The 22,629-nt window shown below is 70.8% G+C and carries 21 protein-coding genes and 3 pseudogenes; 13 read left to right on the top strand and 11 right to left on the bottom strand.

Translation table 11 applies throughout. The annotated features are described in order from the left end of the window. The first annotated feature begins 275 nt into the window (after positions 1-275). A complete protein-coding gene (locus WMF42_RS00895; RefSeq protein WP_061606456.1) occupies positions 276-1,991 on the top strand; it encodes a DUF1592 domain-containing protein in 1,716 nt (571 codons plus the stop codon). Positions 1,992-1,995: 4 nt separating this feature from the next. Then, a complete protein-coding gene (locus WMF42_RS00890; protein ID WP_437689787.1) occupies positions 1,996-3,495 on the top strand; it encodes a DUF1552 domain-containing protein in 1,500 nt (499 codons plus the stop codon). 6 nt (positions 3,496-3,501) lie between these two features. Here WMF42_RS00890 and WMF42_RS00885 read toward each other — a convergent pair whose 3' ends face one another. Further along, entirely contained in the window at positions 3,502-4,440 is a 939-nt protein-coding gene (locus tag WMF42_RS00885) for a YkgJ family cysteine cluster protein (protein WP_437689786.1), read from the bottom strand. Positions 4,441-4,789: 349 nt separating this feature from the next. Between WMF42_RS00885 and WMF42_RS00880 the strand changes: the two genes are divergently transcribed. Beyond that, entirely contained in the window at positions 4,790-5,974 is a 1,185-nt protein-coding gene (locus WMF42_RS00880; RefSeq protein ID WP_437689785.1) for a TPM domain-containing protein, read from the top strand. An 11-nt stretch (positions 5,975-5,985) separates the two neighbouring features. Further along, positions 5,986-6,591, top strand: coding sequence for a hypothetical protein (locus tag WMF42_RS00875; RefSeq protein WP_437689784.1), 606 nt, complete (start codon positions 5,986-5,988; stop codon positions 6,589-6,591). A gap of 206 nt (positions 6,592-6,797) precedes the next feature. Here WMF42_RS00875 and WMF42_RS00870 read toward each other — a convergent pair whose 3' ends face one another. Both WMF42_RS00870 and WMF42_RS00865 read right to left on the bottom strand, forming a co-directional pair. Further along, entirely contained in the window at positions 6,798-7,400 is a 603-nt protein-coding gene (locus WMF42_RS00870; RefSeq protein WP_437689783.1) for a GrpB family protein, read from the bottom strand. A gap of 64 nt (positions 7,401-7,464) precedes the next feature. After that, positions 7,465-7,869 carry a hypothetical protein gene (locus WMF42_RS00865; RefSeq protein WP_061606462.1) on the bottom strand — a complete coding sequence of 135 codons (405 nt, stop codon included), beginning with the start codon at positions 7,867-7,869 and terminating at the stop codon, positions 7,465-7,467. Between the two features lie 159 nt (positions 7,870-8,028). On the opposite strand from WMF42_RS00865, the gene WMF42_RS00860 reads away from it, so the two are divergent. Continuing rightward, entirely contained in the window at positions 8,029-8,253 is a 225-nt protein-coding gene (locus tag WMF42_RS00860) for a hypothetical protein (RefSeq protein WP_061606463.1), read from the top strand. A 15-nt stretch (positions 8,254-8,268) separates the two neighbouring features. Here the strand turns inward: WMF42_RS00860 and WMF42_RS00855 are convergent, their stop codons facing one another. Further along, on the bottom strand, positions 8,269-9,129 hold the full coding sequence (locus tag WMF42_RS00855) for a hypothetical protein (RefSeq protein ID WP_437689782.1): 861 nt from the start codon (positions 9,127-9,129) through the stop codon (positions 8,269-8,271). A gap of 553 nt (positions 9,130-9,682) precedes the next feature. Here WMF42_RS00855 and WMF42_RS00850 point away from each other — a divergent pair. Genes WMF42_RS00850 through WMF42_RS00840 form a run of 3 tightly spaced genes read left to right on the top strand, consistent with a single transcriptional unit; the run spans position 9,683 to position 11,844 of the window. After that, the gene (locus tag WMF42_RS00850; protein ID WP_061606465.1) at positions 9,683-10,147 is read left to right on the top strand and encodes a GNAT family N-acetyltransferase; all 465 of its coding nucleotides are present in this window, start codon (positions 9,683-9,685) and stop codon (positions 10,145-10,147) included. A gap of 52 nt (positions 10,148-10,199) precedes the next feature. Further along, positions 10,200-10,745 (top strand): tyrosine-protein phosphatase, encoded by a 546-nt coding sequence (locus tag WMF42_RS00845; protein WP_061606466.1) that lies wholly within the window; start codon positions 10,200-10,202, stop codon positions 10,743-10,745. A 10-nt stretch (positions 10,746-10,755) separates the two neighbouring features. Beyond that, entirely contained in the window at positions 10,756-11,844 is a 1,089-nt protein-coding gene (locus WMF42_RS00840; RefSeq protein ID WP_437689781.1) for a HisA/HisF-related TIM barrel protein, read from the top strand. A 29-nt stretch (positions 11,845-11,873) separates the two neighbouring features. Here WMF42_RS00840 and WMF42_RS00835 read toward each other — a convergent pair whose 3' ends face one another. Further along, positions 11,874-13,424, bottom strand: coding sequence for an outer membrane protein assembly factor BamB family protein (locus tag WMF42_RS00835; protein WP_437689780.1), 1,551 nt, complete (start codon positions 13,422-13,424; stop codon positions 11,874-11,876). Here WMF42_RS00835 and WMF42_RS00830 point away from each other — a divergent pair. Continuing rightward, positions 13,423-13,572 carry a hypothetical protein gene (locus WMF42_RS00830; protein WP_434045014.1) on the top strand — a complete coding sequence of 50 codons (150 nt, stop codon included), beginning with the start codon at positions 13,423-13,425 and terminating at the stop codon, positions 13,570-13,572. The genes WMF42_RS00835 and WMF42_RS00830 overlap by 2 nt on opposite strands. A 288-nt stretch (positions 13,573-13,860) precedes the next feature. Continuing rightward, positions 13,861-14,385 carry a hypothetical protein gene (locus WMF42_RS00825; protein WP_434045013.1) on the top strand — a complete coding sequence of 175 codons (525 nt, stop codon included), beginning with the start codon at positions 13,861-13,863 and terminating at the stop codon, positions 14,383-14,385. Between the two features lie 35 nt (positions 14,386-14,420). On the opposite strand, the gene WMF42_RS00820 is transcribed toward WMF42_RS00825, so the two are convergent. The 4 genes and pseudogenes from WMF42_RS00820 to WMF42_RS00805 form a co-directional block, all read right to left on the bottom strand. Then, positions 14,421-14,690, bottom strand: a complete 270-nt coding sequence (locus tag WMF42_RS00820) for a DUF3072 domain-containing protein (RefSeq protein WP_061606478.1) — start codon at positions 14,688-14,690, stop codon at positions 14,421-14,423. After that, positions 14,664-14,903 (bottom strand): annotated as a pseudogene (locus tag WMF42_RS00815) (DUF3072 domain-containing protein); the annotation flags it as partial. The pseudogene WMF42_RS00815 and the gene WMF42_RS00820, both read right to left, overlap by 27 nt. 63 nt (positions 14,904-14,966) lie before the next feature. Beyond that, positions 14,967-16,448 carry a protein adenylyltransferase SelO gene (locus tag WMF42_RS00810; protein ID WP_437689779.1) on the bottom strand — a complete coding sequence of 494 codons (1,482 nt, stop codon included), beginning with the start codon at positions 16,446-16,448 and terminating at the stop codon, positions 14,967-14,969. Positions 16,449-16,579: 131 nt separating this feature from the next. Next, a complete protein-coding gene (locus tag WMF42_RS00805; protein ID WP_437689778.1) occupies positions 16,580-17,008 on the bottom strand; it encodes a hypothetical protein in 429 nt (142 codons plus the stop codon). A 236-nt stretch (positions 17,009-17,244) separates the two neighbouring features. On the opposite strand from WMF42_RS00805, the gene WMF42_RS00800 reads away from it, so the two are divergent. Then, the gene (locus tag WMF42_RS00800) at positions 17,245-17,745 is read left to right on the top strand and encodes a hypothetical protein (RefSeq protein WP_434045011.1); all 501 of its coding nucleotides are present in this window, start codon (positions 17,245-17,247) and stop codon (positions 17,743-17,745) included. 225 nt (positions 17,746-17,970) lie between these two features. After that, positions 17,971-18,327 (top strand): VanZ family protein, encoded by a 357-nt coding sequence (locus WMF42_RS00795; protein ID WP_437689777.1) that lies wholly within the window; start codon positions 17,971-17,973, stop codon positions 18,325-18,327. Between the two features lie 42 nt (positions 18,328-18,369). Here the strand turns inward: WMF42_RS00795 and WMF42_RS00790 are convergent. Continuing rightward, positions 18,370-18,768 (bottom strand): annotated as a pseudogene (locus WMF42_RS00790) (GNAT family N-acetyltransferase); the annotation flags it as partial. 147 nt (positions 18,769-18,915) lie between these two features. Continuing rightward, positions 18,916-20,772 (bottom strand): annotated as a pseudogene (locus tag WMF42_RS00785) (hybrid sensor histidine kinase/response regulator); the annotation flags it as partial. Positions 20,773-21,182: 410 nt separating this feature from the next. Between WMF42_RS00785 and WMF42_RS00780 the strand changes: the two are divergent. Further along, positions 21,183-22,607 (top strand): M20 family metallopeptidase, encoded by a 1,425-nt coding sequence (locus tag WMF42_RS00780; RefSeq protein ID WP_437689776.1) that lies wholly within the window; start codon positions 21,183-21,185, stop codon positions 22,605-22,607. The last annotated feature ends 22 nt before the right edge of the window (positions 22,608-22,629 follow it).

Below are 22,629 nucleotides of genomic sequence, written 5' to 3'. Positions count from 1 at the left end.
GATATCCTCGATGCTGAACATCGAAATGTCCCCCGAATGCTCTCAATCCTGAACGCCGAAATGTCCCCGGATCTCTGGAGAGACACCAGCTCGTCGAGCTCAAAAAATCGTGAGCCCTCCACCTTTAAGGCATTGCCGCTCATCATGATGAAATGAGACAATACCCAAGCGAGGCGCAGGCTCTCGAACGGCCTTCTCATGCTGATCGCAAAAAGCCGCCCTCGCTGCTTCTGTCCGGGTTCCCGGAGCCGGACATAACACCTGAGGTGAGCGCCATGTACACCTGGAGGAGCGGCATCATCGTCGCCGCAATGTTCGCGGCTGGATGCATAGGTTCCGTCGGCGACGACCCCGTCGACACGGGGCCGGGCGGGGAAAGTTCCACCGGAGGCGCGGGCGGCAAGCCGGGCTCTCCGGGCTCCCCGAACGGGGGCACGGAGTGCAAGCCAGGGATCGCGCCTACCTCTCAGATCCGGCGCCTGACGAGCGCGCAGTACGACAGGACGATCCGCGATCTTCTGGGCGTCACGGCGCTCGCCGCGTCGGGCAACGTGGCGCCCTCGACGCTGCTGGCGACGGACCAGGCTGGCAGCCTCACGGATCTTGGCTGGAGCTCCTACAGGTCCGTGGCCGAGATGATCGCGGCGCAGGTGATGGCCGACCCCGCGCTCAAGGAAAACTTCCTGAAGTGCACGCCCAGCGGCGACGGCGCCGCGTGCTTGCACGACACGATCGTCGAGTTCGGGCGGCGCGCTTTCCGCCGGCCGCTGACGCAGGCGGAGGTGGCGAGGTTCGATGCGATCGCGGCGAAAGGCCCCCAGATCACCGAGAACGGGACCCCGGAGGAGGTCGCCGAGGCGCTGCTGTACATGTTCCTGATCTCCCCCTCGTTCATCCAGCGCGCGGAGATCACGGAGGCGCCCGGCGACGCCGGGAGCTTCGTTCTGTCGAGCCACGAGGTCGCGTCCCGGCTCTCGTACATGCTCTGGGGGACGATCCCGGACGAGGCGCTGAACCAGGCCGCCGATCAGGGACAGCTATCGACCCCGGCGCAGATCCTCGCGCAGGCCCAGCGGATGCTGCAAGACCCCAGGGCCCGGCAGATGGTGGCCAGCTTCCATCGATACTACCTGGAGCTGGGGCCGAACACGCGCTGGGACTCGGCGCAGCGGGACACGACGATGTTCCCCGCGTTCGATCGCTCGCTCATCCCGATCATGGCGGAGGAGACCGAGCGCTTCTTCGATCATGTGGCCTTCACGCGCGGCGGAGGGTTCCAGGAGTTCTTCCTCAGCCCGATCGCCTTCGTGAACGCGGCGACGGCGCCGCTCTACAGGCTCGACCCCGCCAATTTCGGGTCCGAGCTCCAGGAGGTCACGCTCGACCCGATCCAGCGGCCGGGGTTCCTGACGCGCGTGGGCTTCCTCAACGCGTACTCGTCGTACAACCGCACCTCGCCGATCCTCCGCGGCGTGTTCATCACCAAGGACGTGCTCGGCATCGACCCGGGCACCCCGCCTCCCGGCGCGCTCGAGACGCCGCTGCCGGAAGGGGCCGATCTCGACACGAACCGCAAGCGCGTGGACGCGCAGACGGCGGGCGCCGCCTGCGCCGCGTGCCATCACAGCTTCATCAACCCGCCGGGCTTCGTGATGGAGGCGTACGACGCCGTGGGTGGGTGGCAGACGCAGGAAGCGTCCACCGGCGCGCCCATCGACACGGTCGCGGACGTGCGCATCGACGGGGAGCCCGTCAAGGTCACGAGCCCGGCCGATCTGATGGCGAAGCTCGCGGCCTCCCGGAACGCGCAGCGCCAGTACGCGCAGAAATGGGTCTCGTACGCCTACGAGCGCGATGGTCACCCGCTGGACTCGTGCACGGTGGACGATCTGACAGCGAAGATCACCGCCGGAGGCTACACGATCCTCGATCTCGTGACGGACCTCACGCAGTCTCCGTCGTTCCGGACCCGAGCCATTGAGCTGGAGTAGGCCCATGAAGCGCAGAGTCTTTCTGAAGGGTGTTGCAGGCGCCGCGCTCGCGGCTCCGTTCCTTAGCTCGCTCCACGAGAAGGAGGTCAAGGCGCAGCCCGCGCCGGCGCCGAGGCGCATGGTGATCTTCTACACGCACAACGGGTGCCTCACCAACCGCTGGTTCCCGAAGATCGAGAGCGGCCCCCTCGCGGCCGAGCACCTCGCGGGCACCACGCTGGCCGGGCTGACGCCGTTCGCGTCGAAGCTGCTGTTCCCGCGCGGCCTGAAGATGTTCAACTCCTACGCGGAGATCCAGACCATCGACCCGCACGATCAGGCGATGGGCTCGAAGCTCACCTGCGCGCTCATCAACGACGACAAGACGCGGTACGCGACGTCCCACTCGCTCGACCACGAGATCGCCAGGCAGATCAACCCGGGCGGGGCGAGCCCGCTGGTGCTGTCGGTGGGGCCGTCGAGCACCAGCATCAAGGAGGTGCTGTCGTTCTCGGCGCCGAACACCGCCTTCCCGGCCGTGGTCAACCCGAAGACGGTGTACAACCAGCTCACCGGGCTGTTCGGGGGCGGGGCGATGACCGAGGGCGATTACCGCGTGCGGCGCGGGGAGAGCGCCATCGATCTCGTCCGGGAGGACCTCCGGAGCTACCAGTCGCTCAACATGAGCAAGGCCGACCAGCGCCGGGTCAGCGACTGGCTCGATCTGCTCCGCAGCACCGAGCAGCAGCTCACCCCCGCGGCGTGCACCGACGCGACAGCGGCCACGATCGGCGTCACGGCCAGCGCGGTCAACGACGCCAGCTCGGGCGGCGGGTTCGGCGGCGGACTGACGACCTCGTTCACGGCCGGCGGGGACATGATGATGAACCTCATCGCGCTGAGCATGATCTGCGACATGAACCGGTCGATCATCCTCGTGTATCCCGGCTACGTGACCTTCGGCTGGGACGGCATCCAGCACGACGCCGACCACCACGGCCTCTCGCACCGGAACGGGTCGTTCCAGGTGGGCGGGACATGCAAGAACGGCGTGCTCGACATGATCGCGGAGATCGACGCCTGGTACGCGAGCAAGTACGTGCGGCTCGTCACCCTGCTCGACAGCATCGTGGAGGGCGACGGCAAGCTGCTCGACAACACCGCCACGATGTGGCTCCCGGAGCTCGCCGACGGGAACGCCCACAACACGAACAACCTGCCGATCGTGATCGCCGGCAGCGCGGGGGGTTACCTCAAGCAGGGCCAGGTCGTGAACCTCGAGGGCAAGACGCTCGGCACCGGCAACAGCGAGGCGGACTGCACGGGCGACGACACAAGCGTCGGCTTCGGTACGGGCTCGAACACCGGCAACGTCCCCATCAACAAGCTCTATGTGACGCTGATGAACGCCGTCGGGTGCAAGGCCCCGGGCGGCGGGCCCGTCGAGACGTGGGGTCAGTTCGACAGCAGGAACGCGGATGCCGGCATCACCAAGCCGGGGGAGCTCACCGAGCTGAAGGCCTGAGCGCGCTCACGGATCCCGGCCAGACGCGCGGCCCAGCGCATCGATGGGCCGGCCCAGGCCGGGATCCTTGCCCTGGTCGGCGCCGCGCGCCGGCTCGAAGGGCCGTAGTCCGCGGAGCCACTCGGTGGCGAGCGATTCTGGCCCGGTCAGGAGCAGGTGCACGGCCGCGGTCAGCTCCAGGGGGCGCATGTCGAGGCGGAAGAGCTCGGAGAGGCCGAGCTGCAGACCGGCGCTGATGGCATGGAAGGCGCGGATCGGCTCCATGAACGAACGGCCCCCCAGGCCGCTCGCCAGGAACGCGGCGCGCGCCGCCGGGTCCCGCAGCCTTGTCGCGCACTCCCCCGCATCGAGCGAGTTCATTCCTCGGCAAGAGAGCGGCCGAACCTCGTAGATCGAGCACCTACCCGATTCGAGGAAAGGGCACGGGTGGTCGGGCGAGAACCGCTCTGTCGATGGCAGCTCGCGCGTCCTCTCGTGACAGTCGGACACGCGCCTCGCCACGCGCTCGAGGGCCGCGTCCGACAGGGCCCTCTTCAGGTGGTCGACGATCGCGAGCGCCTCCGGCGGCGTGACCCCGACCGCCTGATGGCAGCAGTGGTCACAGCCCGCCCTGCACGCCACCGCGCCGCCTGGCGCGCGCGCCAGGAGCCCCGCCGCGAGCCGCGACGTGGCCGCCATCGCGTTCCGCGCGAGCTCGATGGCGCCATCCACGCTCGGCTCCCCGCGCAGGACGGCATAGGCCGTATTCGCCGCGGCGGTCGCGACGTCGTTCTGCCACGCCTCCTGGAACACCGGGCTCCTGAGCGCAACGCGCTCCTGCCCGCTCGCCGGATCGCGATGGACAGTGAGGTGCACGCGGCCCGCGGCGTCCTTGTGGGCGTCGCGTCGACCGTTCTTTCCGGCCTTGCCGCGAGCAGGGCGCGCCTTGCTGTTCCTCTGCTTCATGGTCGCCGGCTCCTGGAGAGTGGCTGCGGACCGCGCGTTCGACGAGGCGACAGACTACCAGAAGGGCGAACCGTCCACCATACCTCGAGGGCCGGGCGCGGTCTCCAGCCTCGAGGGAGCCAGAGCGCATCTATGACAGGATACGCTGTGGCTCCGTCGAGTACCACCCTCCCCTCCCCCGCCGGCCCCGCGTCGGATCCGGGCTGCGGTGTTGCTCTCCCCCTCGACCCGGGTTCTCTTCCGCCGGATGAGCTCAAGTCGAACGGGAGGGTGGCCTGGGGTGGTGGCGGTGGTGGGGCTTGGCCGCGGAGTGCGGCTCTTCCTCGCCGCCGCGCTCGGTGTGCTCGTGATGCTGTTCACAGCATCACCCGCGCTCGCGGCGCCGGCTGTGACGATCGAGGCCGCGGTGAACGACCACGCGGGCGTGCTCACGCAGGCGGAGCGCGACGACCTCACACGGAAGCTCCACGCGCACCGCGAGAAGACCGGCGTGCAGATCGCGGTGCTGATCGTGAAGACCACGGGCGGCGTGCCCATCGAGGACTACTCGCTGGAGATCGCGGAGGCCTGGGGCGGGGGCACGAAGCAGCAGGACAACGGGGTCCTGTACACGCTCGCCATCGACGATCGGCGGATGCGCATCGAGGTGGGCTATGGCCTGGAGGACATCCTGACCGACGGCGTGTGCCGGGCGGTCCTCGACGACTCCCGCGACGACCTCCGGCGCTCGCGGTACGGCAGCGCCGCGCTCTTCGTGGTGGGCAGGTTGGTCGCCCTCACGGCGGAAGAGAAGATGGGGCCGGGTGGGGCGATGGCGGTGCTCGGGTCGCCGTCGGAGCACGTCCTGGGGCGTTACGTCGCCCATTATACGCTGGGTGTGCTGTCGGGCCTCCTGCTCGGCTTCGTGGTCCGGCGCGGGCCGCGCTCCCCTGCGCAGCTTGGCGATGTCCAGCGGTACATGGTGGCGGCCCAGCGAGGGAAGCTGCTCAGCGCCGCCACGGCCATCCTCGCCTTCCTCATCATCCCAGGGCTCGCGGCGTTCGCGTCGGCCTGGGCTTACCGGGCGCGCTCCGAGGCTGCCGCCTCGACCTACCTGAGGACGCAGGCAGGCCCCCTCCTCGGCGTGATGCTCATCGCGACACTGATGGGCCTGGTCGCCGGACGGAGCCTCTTCCTGGAGAGAGGCTCGGAGGAACCCGAGATACGCCGCCTGAGGTTCTTCGGCCTCGCGCTCGCCATTGTCGTCCCGTTCGCCGCTGGTCTGTTCGGGTTCGTCGCCACCGAGGCGTCGCTCTTCTTGGCGCTGTACATGTGCTTCCTGTTCGGCTTTTTCCCGGCCATGACCCTCCTGCCCGCCAGCGGCTCGGCAGCGTCCTCGGGCTCGTCCTCCGCCTCGAGCTCGGCCTCATCGTCGTCGCCCTCGTACTCCTCGCCTTCGTACTCCTCGTCCTCGTCCTCGTCGTCGTCCTCGAGCAGCGGTTACAGCGGCGGGGGCGGCTCCTTCGGAGGCGGCGGGGCGAGCTCGAGCTGGTAGGAGGAACGTCGGTGAAGACGCGCGAGACGGAGCTGGAAACAGCGCAATCGGAGAAGATCGATTACGAGGACGTCGACGAGGTGATCGCGCTCGCCGCGCGCCTCGCCGAGGCGGACAAGGATCGGCTCCGCATCGAGGATCTCGAGCGCGTCGGCGCCGAGCTCGAGATACCGCCGCACCACGTGCGCCGGGCGGCGGAGGAGCTCGCAATGCGGAGGCAGCGCGAGGCGGCGCAGCAGCTCGCGGCGCGGCGGCGGCTCCGCTGGGCGGGCGCTGCCCTCGCGGCGATCGTCCTCGTGCTCGGCGGCGTCACCCTCTCGGCGCGCGCCTCGCTGGAGCAGGCGCGCGCCGAGGTGCAGCGCAGGAGGGCGCAGGTCGAGAACGTTGTCGAGCGGCGGGAGCGCACCCGCGCGCGCCACGAGGGCGCGGCGCCCTCGCCCGAGCGCGACGCGGAGCTCGCCGGCGCGGACAACCGGGTGAGCATCGAGCGCCGGCGCCACGACGAGGACGCCAGCGCGTACAACGCGCTCGCCTCGGGGCTCTCCGAGCAGCTCGCCGCGCGCCTCTTCGGCCTGCCGACGCGCGTGCCGCTCTCGAACGAGATCGACGCCCGGTAAACGCCAGACAGCGCTCGTGGGGCCGACGCACCGACCCCATGAAGCGGTCGCGGCCGTCGACCGACGCCCCTTCGCACCGGCGGCTCGCTCCAGCCCGGACCCTCGACGCGGCGAGCTACCTCTTTTCCGACGCTGCGTGCTTCATGCTCATGTAAACGCCGCCGCCTTTCGAGCTCATCCCGGGGCGCCACGTGCGCAATCGCCCGTCAGGGAATGAGGCCGTTCGCGCGGAACATCCGCTCGTAGATCGCACGAATCACCGGCTCCTTGTGCCTGTTGTAGTCCATCACCATGCCGCTCCCTGCCGAGATCTCGGATGCGGCCGCGAGCTTTGCCCGGCGATAGAGCTCGAGATCCTCCGGATGGTCGAGGAGCCACTGGCGGAACATCCGGTGGCGGATCACCTCCGGGCAGTCGGGGCCGAAAACATGCACGTTGCTGTCCGGATCGGCGAGCTTGAGGCACCGGTGCTCGTGCCACTCTGGTTCGCGAATGACCAGCGTGAATCCGGCGAGAGAGAGAGCGGGGACGTACGAGAGCTCGTCGGCTGGATCGGCGACCGTGAGGTCGACGTCGATCGTCGGCTTGGCGGCCAGCCCGCGCACCGAGGTCGATCCGACGTGCTCGATCGCGAGCGCGGCGTCGCCGAGGGCGGCGCGGATCTTCTGCGCGACAACGTCGAACAGCCGCGGCCAGCGCTCGTCGTGATCGACGACGACGATCGGCGCCGGCTCCGGGGGGCCGCTCACCCACGGGCTCCGATCGGGCGCCGGCTCGTGGTGCTTCGTGATCTCCTCGGCGGTCGGCACGAGGCGAGTATAGACAGGCCGCGCGCTGCGTCGCACGGAAAGCGGCGCGACGCCGAGACCGCGATCAGCGGCGGCGCGGCACGGCGGCGAGGTAGGCGAGCAGCTCGTCCTCGCTGTCGCTGATCATGCGATCGATGCCGTCCTCGCGGGAGTGGCGCCGGACCTGGAGCGCCCCGGCGGAGGTCCCCACGAGGACGGCCACGCGCCCGAAGCCGCGCACCGCGGCCGTCCGCAGCCGCAGGGTCGCTTCCTCGAATTTCGGATCGTTTCGCCCCGGAGCCGCCCGGATGTCGAGGAACAGCGACATCGCGCTCCGGTCCACCATGGCGAGCGCGTCGGTGACCGCCAGGCACTCCTGCTGGATCTGCTCCAGGGATTCGAACGGCTCGGCGGTGCGCGTGATCCTCACGACCTTCGTCGTGCGATCGACGGTCACGATGAAATGGGCGTTGCGCAGGAGCTCGATCATCAGCGCTCTGCCAGTCTAGCGTGGAAGCCCTCCCGGGCCGAGCGGCGGCGCGAGCCCGAACGCTCCACCGCGCGGCGCGGCCCGGGCCGGGCCGGGCGCCAGTAGCCTCCAGCACGAGGAGGCCAGCGCCGGCTCCGCGCACCGCACGATGGCGCGGCGGTGGCGCGAGAGGCTGCGCACCAGGCAGCGAACGCGGATCAGCGCGAGCAAACCGCGAAGCTCGCGGTTCAAGCGGGTGGCGATGTCCTCGCCCGCGAGGCGCTCGGCCGGAAGCGCGAGGCGCGCGCTCTTGCAGCGACGCTCGAGCTGCAGGCAACAACAATCTTCGCGGCGATGGAGGAGTACACGTCTGCACTGGCCGTCATCAAGGCATCGTCGCGTTGACGGGGGTCGTGCGCGTCACTCGGTGCTGCAGTCGGGCGCCGAGCTCGGGTCGGCCACCCACGCCGCGAGGCGCTGCGTTCCGGCGTCGCCCCACGCGTCGCGGACGAGCTGATTCAGCCGGCACCATTCATGACGCGTCTGTCGAATGGCGAGCGACTTTGCCGCCTGATACTGCTCCGTGCGATCGGGCACTGAGCTCTTGTCCTTGTTGAGCTCGTCGTGCGTCATCGCGACAGGGGGCGGACAGTGGTCGCCTGGCTCGTAATCGACAGTGCCCGAGACGAGCCCAGGGGCCGTCGTCCGCCGGTGGCGGACCGTCACGACCGCGTACTCCGGGTACGCGGCGTCGTCGTCGCGAACCACGGTCGTCCCCTTCGGCTTGGCGCCCTGCACGACGACGAAGCCCGTCGACGGGATCGCGGAGTACGGCCTGAGCGGGGGGAACGCTGTGAGCGACTGGTCCACGAGGACGTCGCCGCCGAGCTCGACCCAGTTCGTGTGCGCGTAGAAGTCCTGTACCGCGTGAAGCGAATGGGAGAACGCCAGCATGGCCAGGGCATCTCCGTCCAGCAGCGCGATGCCCGGGCCGAGCGCCCGCACCGCCTCGGCTTGCTTCGCGCGGACGAAGGCGGCGCCTCCGCTGAAGTTGCAGTCATCGAAGTGGGCAGTATTGAGGAGCGCGAACTTCACGTCCGTGGCCACGTTCCCGGTGACCAGCGTGTGGAGCACGGCAGGCTTCAGGAACGCCAGCGCGGTGCGGGTGACGTCTTCGTGGTTCGCCTCCCCTGGCGCCGTCGAAAATTCATGGGCGCTCTCCTCGAGCGCCTCGGATGTTCCAGCTTCGCCGACGCAGCCGAGCATCAGCGCGAGACCCATGAAACCCGATCCGAGCAGAGCGTGTCGATGCATGTCCTGCGTGATTGCAAGGCTCGATCCAGGCGCGCGAGCTCAGCCTGGTTTGAGAGAATAACAATCGAGGAGCTTGCATGAATGCGATGGATCCGGATGAGGGCACCTCGTCAGCCGCCGTGACAATCCACGCGCGGGCTGCACATGTGCCCCATTGCGGCATTTCGCCACGCGCTCTCGCGCAGGACGCTTGTTGACCAAGGCACCTTTCAGCGCGGCCTCACCGGCGCTCCGGCGTGATGGCGAGGGAGATTTCCCCGGAATGAGGCCCGGCGGCGGTGCGCACGCGCGCGCACACGGGGAGTCGATGTCCGGTCCGGTGCCCCCCGGGCGAGCAGCAGCGGGGCCCTCCGCTCCACGTCGACGCCGAGCGAACCGCGGGACAGCGCCGGGAGCTCTCCGGCCTCACAGGGTGGGATGTGCACCGTCAAGCACGTGCACGTCGGGAACGGTGGCGCAGCAGGTCGCCCTGGCTTACCATCGAGGTCGTGTCCAGCCGTTTGCGGCAGCGAGAGCGTCGATGATCGAGATCGGGTATGCCAGCGGCGCGGAGCAGATAGAGCAGGTCCGCGCGTTGTTTCTCGAGTACCAGGCCTCGCTCGATGTCGACCTCTGCTTCCAGGGGTTCGCCGACGAGCTCGCTCGCCTGCCCGGGTCCTACGCCCCGCCGTCGGGTCGACTCCTGCTCTGTACGGTCGAGCAGGTCCCGCGCGGCTGCGTCGCGCTGCAGGCCATCACCGCCGAGGACTGCGAGATGAAGCGGCTGTATGTACAGGCGGGGCAGCGCGGCCTCGGACTCGGCCGGCGGCTCGTTGCTCGGGTGCTCGACGAGGCCCGCGCGATCGGGTACCGGCGCATCTACCTCGACACGCTCCCGTCGATGGCTCGAGCGACGGCGATGTACGAGGCGCTCGGGTTCAAGGACGTCGCTCCCTACCGGCACAACCCGGTGGCCGGCGCGCGCTACATGGCCCTCACCTTGTGAGGCCGACGCTCGCGGCGGCCCGCCGGTGGATCGGCCGACGGAAGGGCGGCGCATGAGCGCGACGTTCCGACCTGCCAACTACCGGGATGTGGGCGAAGCCCTCGGGCTCTGGTTCGACGTGTCGCCGATCCCCGCTGGCCGGCTGCTCCGCGGCGGGCGATTCGACGCCATGACGACGGCCCGGGATCTCGGATCGCCCGGTACGATACTGAACCTCCGGCGCGGCCCCGATCCGGGTCATCTCACCGGGGTCGAGGTTGTACATGTCGCCGCGGACGACGATGTCGAGAACTACGACACGCGTCAGCGCCGGGTGAGGAGCTGGCTCGGCAAGGCCCTCTCCGTGCTCGTCACCCCCGGGCGCGCCTGGCCGGTCTACGTACACTGCACGTCGGGGAGAGACCGTACCGGGGTCGTCATCGCGGCGGCGCTGCTCGCGATCGGCGTTCCACGGCAGGTGGTCGCGGAGGAGTACATGCTCAGCGACGGCGCAGACGCCATCGCCATCGAGCGGGCCATCGACGGCATCCTGGAGTGGCTGCCGTCCGCCGGTCGCGACCTGGCGAGGCTGCGGGCAGCGCTCACCTGCGAGTGCTAACCATCTGCCCGTGACCTCACCGCTGCTCTCTCCCTTCTCCTTCCCGAACGGCCTCACCGCCAGGAACCGCGTCTGGCTCGCCCCGCTCACGAACCGGCAAAGCCACGACGATGGCGCGCTGGGCGACGACGAGCTGCGCTGGCTCTCCTTCCGGGCGCAAGGCGGCTTCGGCGTCGTCGAGACCTGCGCCGCCCACGTCGCCGAGGACGGCCAGGCCTGGCAGGGCGAGCTCGGCATCTTCGCCGACCGCCTGCTGCCCGGCCTGCGCCGGCTCGCGAGAGCGATCGCCGCCCCCGGCGCGCTGGGCCTCGTCCAGCTCTTCCACGGCGGCCTGCGGGCCGATCCCAGGCTCTCCGGCGTGCCCACGTGGAGCGCCAGCGCCGTCGCCGAGCCCGACCTGCCCGTCCCCCGCGCCGCCACCGAGCAGGACATCCTCCTCGCCATCGAGCGCTTCCGCGACGCCGCGGCGCGGGCGCTCGCCGCCGGCTTCGCGGGCGTCGAGCTGCACGGCGCCCACGGCTACCTCTTCGGCCAGTTCCTGTCCGCCACCCAGAACCAGCGCACGGATCGCTGGGGCGGCGCGTGGGAGAACCGGGCTCGCCTCCTGCGCGAGACCCTCCGGGCTGTCCGCGCCGCGGTGCCCGCGTCCTTCGTTGTCGGCGTGCGCCTGTCGCCCGAGGACTGGGGCCAGGCCAAGGGGCTCGATCTCGACGAGAGCCTGGCGCTCGCCCGCTGGCTGGTCGAGGACGGCGCCGACTTCCTCCACCTCTCGCTGTGGGACGCGAGCAAGCCCTCGCAGAAGCGCCCGGACACGCACCCGCTGCCGCTGTTCCGCGAGGCGGTGGGGCCGAGCCTGCCGCTCGTTGTCGCCGGCGGCGTCTGGACGCGCGCCGAGGCCGAGGCGCTGCTCGACAGGGGCGCCACCGCGGTCGCGCTGGGGCGCGCCGCCATCACCAACCCCGACTGGCCAGCGCGGATCGCCGACCCCGCGTGGCAACCGCGGCGACCGCCGCTCACGCGCGCCGAGCTGGTCGAGCGCGGCGTCTCCGAGACGTTCGCCGGCTACCTGCGGAGATGGAAGGGCTTCGTGGCCGACTGACGGCCACCCTTGGCGGAGCGGGAGCAGCGCTACGGCAAGCCGAACGCGAACAGCGTGTTGCCCGGCGTGCCGATGCCGAAGCTCTCGTAGCCGCTCCCCCAGTACACCATGCCGTTCACCACCGCCGGCCCGGCGGTGACGGAGCCGTCGGCCGGATGGCTCCAGAGAACGGCGCCCGTCGCGGCGTTCAGCGCGTGCACGTCGCCGCTCATCGAGCCGGCGTAGAGCACGCCGTTCGCGACAGTCAGCGGCCCCCTGTCCTGCGCGCCCGGCGTGGGATCGGGCGTCTGCCAGAGGATGTCGCCCGTGGCCTTGTCGAGCGCGCTCCACGATCCCCACGAGACGACCTGTCCGGAGGGCTCCAGCGTGTACTCGACCTGGCCGTTGTTGCCGATCGGCACGTAGATCCTGCTCTCGTCCACGGCGACTCCCCACATGATGCCGCCGAGCTCGCCGCCGGGGCCGACAAGCGTGCTCCACACAACGCTCCCGTCGTCCCTGTCGAGCGCCCAGAAGATACCGCTCTTCTGGCCGGCGCCGACGAGATCGCGGCGCTCCGCCCCCGCGCCGGCCGTGAACAGCGTGGCGCCCGTGCCGAAGTCGTAGTCCGGGCCCGCCGGATCAGGGCACCAGTCGCCGCCGAAGAAGCACGCGCCCGTCCAGGCGTCGAAGCCCTGGAGCCGCCGCGCCCACTTCAGCGCGCCGGTGTCGAGGTCGAGCGCGAGGATGGCGTCGATGTAGTTGTCCTCCGGGAGGCAGGCCTCGACAGCGAGGGCGTCGTCGCCGGCAGCCTCCACGCACGCGGAGACGTCCGGCGGCACGGTGTAGTTGTTGCCGGTGGCCACGTACAGCGTGCGACGCCCGAGGTCGATCGCGGGCGCCCCACCCCAGACGGCGCCCCCGGTGTAGCCGGCGGGGACCAGGTAGCGCTGCCAGAGCAGCTCCCCGGTCACCGCGTCGAGCGCGACAACGCTGCCGCGGAACGAGCAGCACGGATACGCGTTGTCCGCCGCGAAGAGCTCCTCGCGCGAGGAGACGCCCACGTACACGCGACCGCCGTGCACGACGGGAGACTGCGTGATGATCGCCGCAGGGTGCGGATCGAGCTGCGTCTTCCACAGGAGATCGCCGGTGCGGCTGTCCACCGCGATCATGTGCGCGCCGGCCTGGGTGCCGAGGAACAGCATGTGGCCGTGGAGCGTGGGGCTCGTGCGCGAGATGGCGCCGGCCGTGCCCGTGAGGTCGGCGATCGCGCGCGTCCAGATCGGCAGCCCCGTCTCGGCGTCGAGCTTGTACAGGTTGCCTCCCCCGTCCGGAAAGTACACCGCGCTGCCGTCGACGACCGGCGTCGCGGGGACGTTGCCGGTCGTGGTGAAGGCCCACTTCATGGAGAGCGACGCGACGTTCGCAGGCCCGATGTCGTTCTCGGCGGGCGCATGGTGCGTGTTGGCGAGGTCCTTGCCGAACATGGTCCAGCGCCCGGCCCCCATGCCCGTGGCGGCGCGGCCCTGGACGACATGGAACACGGCGAGGCAGGCGGCGGCCACGATCGCGGGCCGCACCCAGAAGATGCGCTTCATGGTGATCCTCCTGGGGCACCGAGATCAGCGGCGTTCAGCAATCCAACACCTCAGCGCTGCCGCCTCTGGTATGCGAGGCCCCGAGCATGAATCGCGCAAGATCGAGCTGCGCGTCAATGGGATAGAGGAATCGTCGAAGCGCCTGTGACCCGACCCGGGTCGGGCTCGCGGTGGCGGCGCCGCCGACGGGCTCTTCCCCCACATCGGCCGCTTCCGTGACGACGTGGCGCTGTCGCTCTCCGCCAGCTTCGCGGGCGTCGCGCTGCGCGGCGCAACGGCTACCTCCTCGGCCAGCTCCTGTCCCCCACCCAGAGCCACCTACCTTCGGGGATGGAAGAGCGTCGTGGCCGACGGATGCCCACCCTGGACGAGCCCTGCCAGGATAAAGTCGTTCGGCGTATGGATAGGGTGAGGCGCGATGGGCTGTGACATCCACATGTTCGCCGAGTTCGGGGCAGGCCCCGGGCCGTTCACGGCGCTCTCGGACGGCGACTTTCTTCTTCCGCGCGACTACGGCCTCTTCGCCGCGCTCGCAGGGGTACGAGCACAGCCGGGGTTCGTACCGCTGAGGCCTCCGCGCGGTATCCCTCGCGACGTCAGCCAGCACGTGGCGGACAGGTATTTCGTCCCGGTGCTCGAGGACGAGCGGGCTCGTGCGTGGGGACTCGGAGACCATTTCACTCCGCCCCACGCCGCCCAGCTCGTCGCGTCGGGTGCCTCCCATTGGCTGCCGGACGGGACGACCACGCCGCTCACGCCGGCCACCCATGGGTACATTGCCCACCCTGACTGGCACTCGGCGAGCTGGCTCGCGGTCCACGAGATCCGGCTCGCGCTCGAGCATGCACAGTTCAGCCTGGACGCTGCGTCGGACGAATTCGTGCTTCTATTTCAGTACGTCAGCGCGGTCGCAGGGAAGAAGGGACCGTCGACGCGTGTGGTCTTCTGGTTCGACAACTGATGCCTGCGGGGCGGCGAGCTGAAGCGCCCCTCCGGTCACTCCCGCAGCTTCTGCCCGCGCCCGGTCTTCGCCTGCAGCTCGTCGATGCGCTTCGACGCCTCCGCCTTGGTCAGGCTCGCGTCGAAGTCCACGCCCGCCTCCTGGGAGAGCGTCTGGAGATACGAGGCCTGCGCGCCCGTCATCGGCTCGTCCCCCGTCTTCCACTGCTCGGGGTCCTTGCGCGTGTTCTCGACGCCGGCGGCTCCCGCCGCGCCGCCGGAGACGCCCCCGCCGGAGACGCCCGCTGCGTCCCGCAACGCGTCGATCTTCTCGGACGCCTCCGCCTTGGTCAGGTCGTCGGGGACCTCTTCGCCCTGCTGCTCCGCGAGCGTGTGCAGGTACGAGGCCTGCGCGCCCGTCATCGGCTCGTCGCCGGTCTTCCAGTCGCGCGGATCCTTCTGGACGTTCGACGGCCGCTGTTCCCCTGCTTGCCCCGCGGCGCTGGGATCGGCGGTCTGCTGGTCTCGTTTCGTGCTCATCTCCCGTTTCCTAATCCCGGGAGACCCCGTGGCAAGCCCGCGACGGCGCCGCGCGATCCGCCGTCACGTCCCGCAGAACGTGTGCTGCACGCGCTCTTCCACCTGCGGGGGCTCGCTCAGGTACGCGAACTCCGGCTGATCCTCGTACGGTCGCTCGAGCACCCGCACAAGCGTCTCGAAGGGCTCGAAGTCGCCACGGAGGACGGCCGCCTGGATGAGCGCCTCGATCCGGTGATTGCGCGGGATGAACGCCGGGTTGACGAGCCGCATCGCGCTCGCGCGCGCGCTGTCGTCGACGCGCGCGACGTCCTCCCTGGCGATCCGCTGGCGCCACGCCTCGGCCCAGGAACGGAAGGCGCCGGGGTCCGCGAACAGCGAGGCCACCTGCGCGTCGGCGGCCGGGTCGGCCGCGGCAGCGCAGAGCCGGCGAAAGAAGACAGTGTAATCGACGCCGTTCGCAGCGAGGAGATCCAGCAGATCGGCGGCGAGCGCGAGGTCTTCTTCCTCCTCGCGCACGAGCCCCAGCTTGGCGCGCAGCACGTGCTCGTGCGCCGCGATGAACAGGCCGGTGAAGCCCTGCACGCGCTCGGTCGCGACGCGGACGGCCTCCTCCTTGTCGTCGGCCAGCAGCGGCAGCAGCGCCTCGGCGAGCCGCGCCATGTTCCACTGGGCGATGCGCGGCTGGTTCCCGAAGGCGTAGCGGCCGCCCCGGTCGATCGAGCTGAACTTCTTCTCGGGGTTGTACTCGTCGAGGAACGCGCACGGCCCGTAGTCGATCGTCTCACCGGCGATCGACGTGTTGTCGGTGTTCATCACGCCGTGGATGAAGCCGACGCCGAGCCAGCGCGCGACAAGGTTCGCCTGCGCCTCGATGACGCGGTCGAGCAGCGCCAGCGCGTCGTTGCCGCTGCCCGCCGCGTCGGGGTAGTGCCGGGAGAGCGCGTACGAGGCGAGCGTGGCCAGCGCCTCCCGGTCGCCCCGCGCGGCGAAGAACTGGAACGTGCCCACGCGGATGTGGCTCGCGGCCACGCGCGTGAGCACCGCGCCGGGGAGCACCTCCTCGCGATGGACCGGCTCGCCCGTGGTCACGGCGGCGAGCGTGCGCGTCGTCGGCACGCCGAGCGCCGCCATGGCCTCGCTCACGACATACTCGCGCAGCACGGGCCCGACGGCGGCGCGCCCGTCGCCGCCGCGCGAGAACGGCGTCCGCCCTGCGCCCTTGAGCTGGATGTCGCGCCGCTTGCCGTCCTTGCCGACGACCTCGCCGAGCAGGATGGCCCGGCCGTCCCCGAGCTGCCCCACGAAGCTGCCGAACTGGTGCCCCGCGTACGCGAGCGCGATCGGCTCCGCGCCCTCGGGCAGCGTGTTGCCCGCGAGCACCTGAGCCCCCTCGGCCGAGCCGAGCTCGTCCGCGTCGAGCCCGAGCACCTCCGCGAGCGCGCGGTTGACCTTCACGACGCGCGGCTCGCGGACCTTCGCGGGGGAGACGCGCGCGTGAAAGCGATCCGGGAGCCGGGCGTAGGTGTTGTCGAACGCGAACTTCATCGGCGAACCTCGTTGCGCGTGGGATCGTGCAGCGTCATCTGAGCCGTCGTTCTACATCAATCCGCGCGCCGGCGCCGCTCAGGGACGAGCCCGGCGGCTCCCCCACCGTCGAGCCTGCCAACGCGCCCCGATCACTCGTACCACGTCGGCACGATCGCCCTCACCTCGGGCAGCGCGGCGATGCGGCACAGCCTGTCCCACGCCGCGTCCACGAGCGCGCCGTGGGGCGCGACGCACTCGGCGTCTCCCGTGGGGAAGAAGTACAGCGTCTCCGCGGGCACATCGCAGCCGGCGCGCCCTCTCGACGAGCCCGCCTGGATCGCGGGCGCGACGTCCCGCACGCGGGCGAGGAGCGCCTCGTCGCCCGTCGGCAGGCAGAACTCCACCGATCCATCGTTCAAGCACCCGGTGTCCTTGGTGAACGCGAGCTCATGGCTCGGACACGACGCCGCGGGGGACAGCGGGCCCTCGACGTCGCTTTCCCCCGGCGTGGACGGCGGCGCGGCCGTACAGCGCGACAGGCACGCGCCCAGCACGATGGAGATGGCGAATCGTCGCATGGAGATCCCTCCGAGGCTCGAGCATGCCACGGCCCCGCGCGCGGCGCGCGCGATACCCGCGGCGCGTCTCCCTGCCTGCCATGAACGCACGGCGCGGTCGGCTCCTGAACCACCGCGAGCGCGCGCCGCCTCGGGCCCGCGCGCGGGACGGGCCCGGCGGGCGGCTCGGAGGGGCTCGCCAGCGCGTCAGCCGTCACCCGGCGCCCGGCTCTGGTAGGGTGCGCGCAGAGGTACCCGTGCTCAAGCTGCCGAAAGATCTCGTCGCCGATCCGCGCCACGACGCGGTGTCCGCTCTCCTCTCGAAGCACGCAGGGCTGCTGTGGGAGAGCGGCCGAAACCGGGTGGCGACGCTCCCGATGACCGAGGCGCTGGCCGCGGAGCTCCGCGGCGCGCTCGCGGCCGAGCACGCCTGTCATGGCCTCGAGCTCATCGCCGAGCGGCTCGCCGGCGAGCAGAAGGGGCTGGACGCCGCGGCCAGGAGGGCCCCGGAGAGCCCGCAGAACGCCCGCGCGTCGCGCGTCCTCTTCCTCGCGAACGACGGCAGCACCCGCTTCTATCGCGACTGCGACGCGCTCCTCTCCCGCTACCCGCAGCGCCTGCTGGCCTGCCGGCTCGAGATCACGGGCGACGAGCTGGGCGAAAAGCTCACGGGAAAGGCGAAGCTGATCCGGAGCGTGCTTGTCTTCGACAAGAGGGTCGCCGCCAGAGCGCTCCTCGCCCTGCTCCCGCCGGACTGACCCCCGGACGCGAGCTGCAGGGCCGAGCGGCGATCGCGCGCGCTCGGCTCGAGCGGGTGTCCGGGTACCGGTGGAAGCTCTTCGCCCATTCGATGATCGAGCACCGAGCCGGTAAATGTCTTCTCCTGCCGACCGCGCTGAGGTAGATCCGCCTGCGCGAGGAGCAGCAGGCCCCAGGTGAGCTCGATCCTTTCATGGCCGGCGTGGGCGCGCCGGGCGCCGGCGGTGCTCTACACGATCGCGCTCTTTATCTTCGGTTGCGCGAACATCAGCCTGCCGAGGACGACCGATGTGCCGTTCGACAAGATCACCCATTTCGCGGCCTTCCTGGGGCTCGAATGGCTGATCGAGCTCGCGCTCGTCGGGACGGCGGTCGCGGCGCGGCGCCGGACGGCGGTCGCGATGAGCGCCGGCGCCGGCGGGCTGCTCGAGCTGGTGCAGGCCTCGCTGCCCCACCGCTCGGCGGAGTGGCTGGATCTGCTGGCCGACAGCCTGGGCGCGCTGGCAGGCGCCGGGCTGTTGATGCTGCTCGCGCGCTGGCGCTCGCCGCGCGTGGCCGGCGCCTCACGGCAGCTGCCGTGAGGGCGCTCCGGCGCCCCTGCATCGACGTGGCCGCGCGGAATGTCAGAGCAGCTTTTCCAGACAGACGCTCAGGGGGGAGTCGACGTACTCGCCGAACGGAGGGGTCCGGCGGAAGCCCGCCTGCGAATACAGCGCCAGCGCCTCCGGCTGGCGCTCGCCTGTCTCGAGCACCAGGCGGGTGACGCCGAGGCGGCGCGCCTCCGCCTCCAGCGCGGCCAGCACGGCGCGGGCGACGCCGCGCCCTCGCGCCTCGGGCGCGACGTACATCCGCTTGATCTCGGCCGTCCGGGCGTCGAGCCGGCGGAGGGCGCCGCACCCGAGGGGCCGCCCATCCCCGTCGCGCGCCACGAGGAACGCCCCGCGGTCCTCCGCCACCTCGCCTTCCTCCAGCGCGAAGTGGTTGGCGCCCTCCTCCGGATAACGACTCGATAGCTCCGCGTTCAGCGCCTCGATCAGCGCCTGGGCGACGGGAGAGGCGATGCTCGCCCGCCGGATCTCGACGTCCGCGGGCGGCTCGCGGTCGTCCACGGCTCCTCCTTCGTGGCGCTGCGCCCGGGCGCGAGCGGCGATGCTGGACACGCGCCGCCTCAGCACGTCCACGCTGATGGGCTTGACCAGGTGCTCGTCGAACCCGGCCTCCTGCGTCGAGCGCCGATCGGCCTCCTGGCCGTAGCCGGTCATCGCGAACAGCGATAGCCCGGCGAGGCCTGGAGTGCCCCGCAGCGCGCGCGCGACCTCATGGCCTGACATGCCGGGCATGCCGATGTCGAGCAGCACGAGATCCGGCTTCAGCCGCGTCGCGAGATCGAGCGCCGAAGGACCGTCGAACACGGCATGCGCCTCGTGGCCCATGCGCTGCAGCAGCATGGCCATGCTCTCGGCCGAGTCCTGGTTGTCGTCGACGACGAGGACCCGCAGCCTGTCCGCGCCCTGCTCCGCGGGCGCCCCCCGCGCAGGCTGCGCGACGGGGCGCGCGGTCCGAGGGAGCTGCACGACGAACTCGCTGCCGCGACCGGGGCCCTCGCTGAGCGCGCGGACCGTCCCGCCATGCAGCTCGATCAGCCGGCGCACGATCGTCAAGCCGATGCCGAGGCCGCCCTCCGCGCGATCGAGGCTGCGATCCCCCTGCGTGAACAGATCGAACACCTGCGGCAGCAGCCGGGGCGAGATACCGACGCCGTTGTCGCGGACGCGGAGCGTCGCGCGCGCGTCGTCCGCCTCGAGCGCGACATGGATCGCGCCGCGCGCCGGCGTGAACTTCGCCGCGTTGTGCAGCAGGTTGGTCACCACCTGCGTGAGCCGCGCCAGATCACCTTCGATGGCGAGCGGCCCTTCGGGCAACCGCACCTCCAGGACCTGCTCGCGGGCGTCGATCCAGATCCGGGACGCCTCGACCGCGCGCTTCACGATGTCGGTGAGGTCCACGCTCTTGCGCTCCAGGGCGATCTTGCCTCGCGTGATGCGGCTCACGTCGAGAAGATCGTCGACGAGCCGCGCGAGCAGGCCGACCTGCCGCTCCATCACGCCGGCCGCCCACGCGACCTCGGAGCTGGCCTTGCTCTCGCTCGTGAGGACGATTGTCGCGTTGGATATCGACGCCAGCGGGTTGCGCAGCTCGTGCGCCAGCATCGCCACGAACTCCTCCATCTGACGCGCGTTGGACTCGATCTGCTCGAAGCGCTTGCGCTCGGTGAGGTCGCGCGTGATCTTGGAGAAGCCGCGCAGCTCGCCCTGGGGGCCGCGAATGGCCGTGACGACGACGCTCGCCCAGAACATCGAGCCGTCCTTGCGCACGCGCCAGCCTTCGTCCTCGGAGCGGCCGTCGCGCCGCGCGGCGGCGAGCACCTTCTCTGGCCACCCGCGCACGATCGCGTCCGCCGGATAGAAGCGCGAGAAGTGCGTGCCGATCACCTCTTCCGCGGAGTACCCTTTGATCTTCTGCGCGCCGGCGTTCCACGTGCTCACGCGGCCCTCGGGGTCGAGCATGAAGATGGCGTAGTCCTTCACGCCCTCGACCAGCGTGCGGAAGCGCTCCTCGCTCTGCCGCAGCGACTCCTCCTGGCGCTTGCGCTCGGTGAGGTCGCGCGTGATCTTGGAGAAGCCGCGCAGCTCGCCCTGGGCGTCGCGGAGCGCCGTGATGGTGACGTTCGCCCAGAACATCGAGCCGTCCTTGCGCACGCGCCAGCCTTCGTCCTCGAAGCGTCCCAGGCGCCGCGCCTCGGCGAGCTCTATGTCTGGCCACTTGCGGTCGAGCGCCTCGGCCGGATAGAAGCGCGAGAAGTGCGTGCCGATCACCTCTTCCGCGGAATATCCCTTGATATGCTCCGCGCCGGCGTTCCACGTGCTCACGCGGCCCTCGGGGTCGAGCAGGAAGATGGCGTAATCCTTCACGCCGTCGATCAGCATGCGGAAATGTACGTCGGCTCCTAGCTCGACTGGATCCATGCGGCGGAGCTTACCGCAGAACGCGCGTGGATCCCGGCGCGGTCGTGGATCATCGTGGGCCGTATGGCACGGGCCTCGCGCTCGCTTCGCTTCAACACCGAACGAGAGCCCCGTCCAGCGCATGAGGCCGCCACGGGGGTGCGGCGGCGCGGTCGGCGAGGCGCGCGGCTCGCTCGGAGTCCGGGGAGGCGGCCCCACGAAGAGAGGAGGGCGATGAGCACCGCGATCCCTGGTCCGATCTTCCAGCCTTCCCGGCCTCGACGCTGGATCCGACCGCCGCCCTGTCGCGCGCCGCGCCTCCGTCCGCGCGGATCCGGTGTCAAACCTGTCCTTCGGGGTATGCCCGCGGGGCCAGCGCTGTAGAGTCCGGCCCCGGAGATCACCGCCGTGCTCAACCCCTGGAGAGGATCATGCTGACGAAGCTCAACGAGAACGAGGCCGTCGCGTCCTGCGAGCGCTGCTGGGAGAAGGAGATCGTCCCCGCGCTGCACGAGTACATCCGCATCCCCAACAAGTCGCCCGCCTTCGACCCTGCCTGGCGCGAGAACGGCCACATGGACAGGGCAGCGGCGCTCATCGAGGCCTGGAGCAAGGAGCAGCCGATCCCCGGGCTCAAGGTGGAGGTGGTGCGCATCGGGAGCCGCACGCCGGTCCTCCTGATGGAGGTGCCGGGCAGGACCGATGACACGGTGCTGCTCTACGGGCACCTCGACAAGCAGCCCGAGATGGTGGGCTGGCGCCAGGGGCTCGGCCCGTGGGAGCCGGTGCGGGAGGGCGACCGGCTGTACGGCCGCGGCGGCGCCGACGACGGCTACTCGGCGTTCGCGTCGCTCGCCGCCCTGCGCCTGCTGCACGAGCAAGGGATCCCGCACGCGCGCTGCGTGGTGCTCATCGAGGGCTGCGAGGAGAGCGGCAGCCCGGACCTGCCGGCCTACATCGACGCGCTCGAGGGCCGCATCGGCAAGCCGAGCCTCGTCGTGTGCCTCGACTCGGGCTGCGGCAACTACGACCAGCTCTGGACCACGACGTCGCTGCGCGGGCTGCTCCAGGGCACGCTCGAGGTGAGCATCCTGCGCGAGGGCGTGCACTCGGGCGTGGGCAGCGGCGTGGTGCCGTCGAGCTTCCGGATCCTGCGGCAGCTCCTGTCGCGCATCGAGGACGAGCGCACGGGGCGCGTCCTCGTGGACGCGCTGCACGTGGACATCCCGAAGGAGCGCGTGGCGCAGGCGCGGGCGGCCGCCGAGGTGCTCGGGACGACGGTCGTGAGCGAGCTGCCGTGGGCGCAGGGCGCGGGCCCGGTGACGGGCGACGTGGCCGAGCTCCTGCTGAACCGGACGTGGCGGCCCGCGCTCTCGGTGACCGGCGCCGAGGGCCTCCCGCCCATCGCGAGCGCGGGCAACGTGCTGCGGCCGTTCACGAGGGCGAAGCTGTCGATGCGCATCCCGCCGCGCGTCGACCCGAAGGCCGCGGCGGCGGCCCTGAAGGAGGCGCTGGAGAAGGACCCGCCGTACGGCGCGGAGGTCCGCTTCCACGTGAGCGAGCCGTCGCCCGGGTGGGACGCGCCCCCGACGGCGCCGTGGCTGCAGGAGGCGGCGAACAAGGCCTCGCAGGCGTTCTTCGGCCGGCCGGCGATGGGGATCGGCGAGGGCGGGACGATCCCGTTCATGGCGATGCTGGGGCAGAAGTTCCCGGAGGCGCAGTTCCTCATCACCGGCGTGCTCGGGCCGCAGTCGAACGCGCACGGGCCGAACGAGTTCCTGCACCTCGGGATGGGGAAGAGGCTGACCTGCTGCGTGGCCAGCGTGATCGCGGACCACGCAGCGCGGGCGCGCTGAGCGAGGCCGCGCGCCGCGGCGC

The organism is Sorangium sp. So ce176 (assembly GCF_051519835.1).
In the GTDB taxonomy this organism is placed as follows: domain Bacteria; phylum Myxococcota_A; class Polyangia; order Polyangiales; family Polyangiaceae; genus Sorangium; species Sorangium cellulosum_G.
Note: the sequence above shows the minus strand (reverse complement) of the source record. Positions and strands in the feature narration are given on the sequence as shown.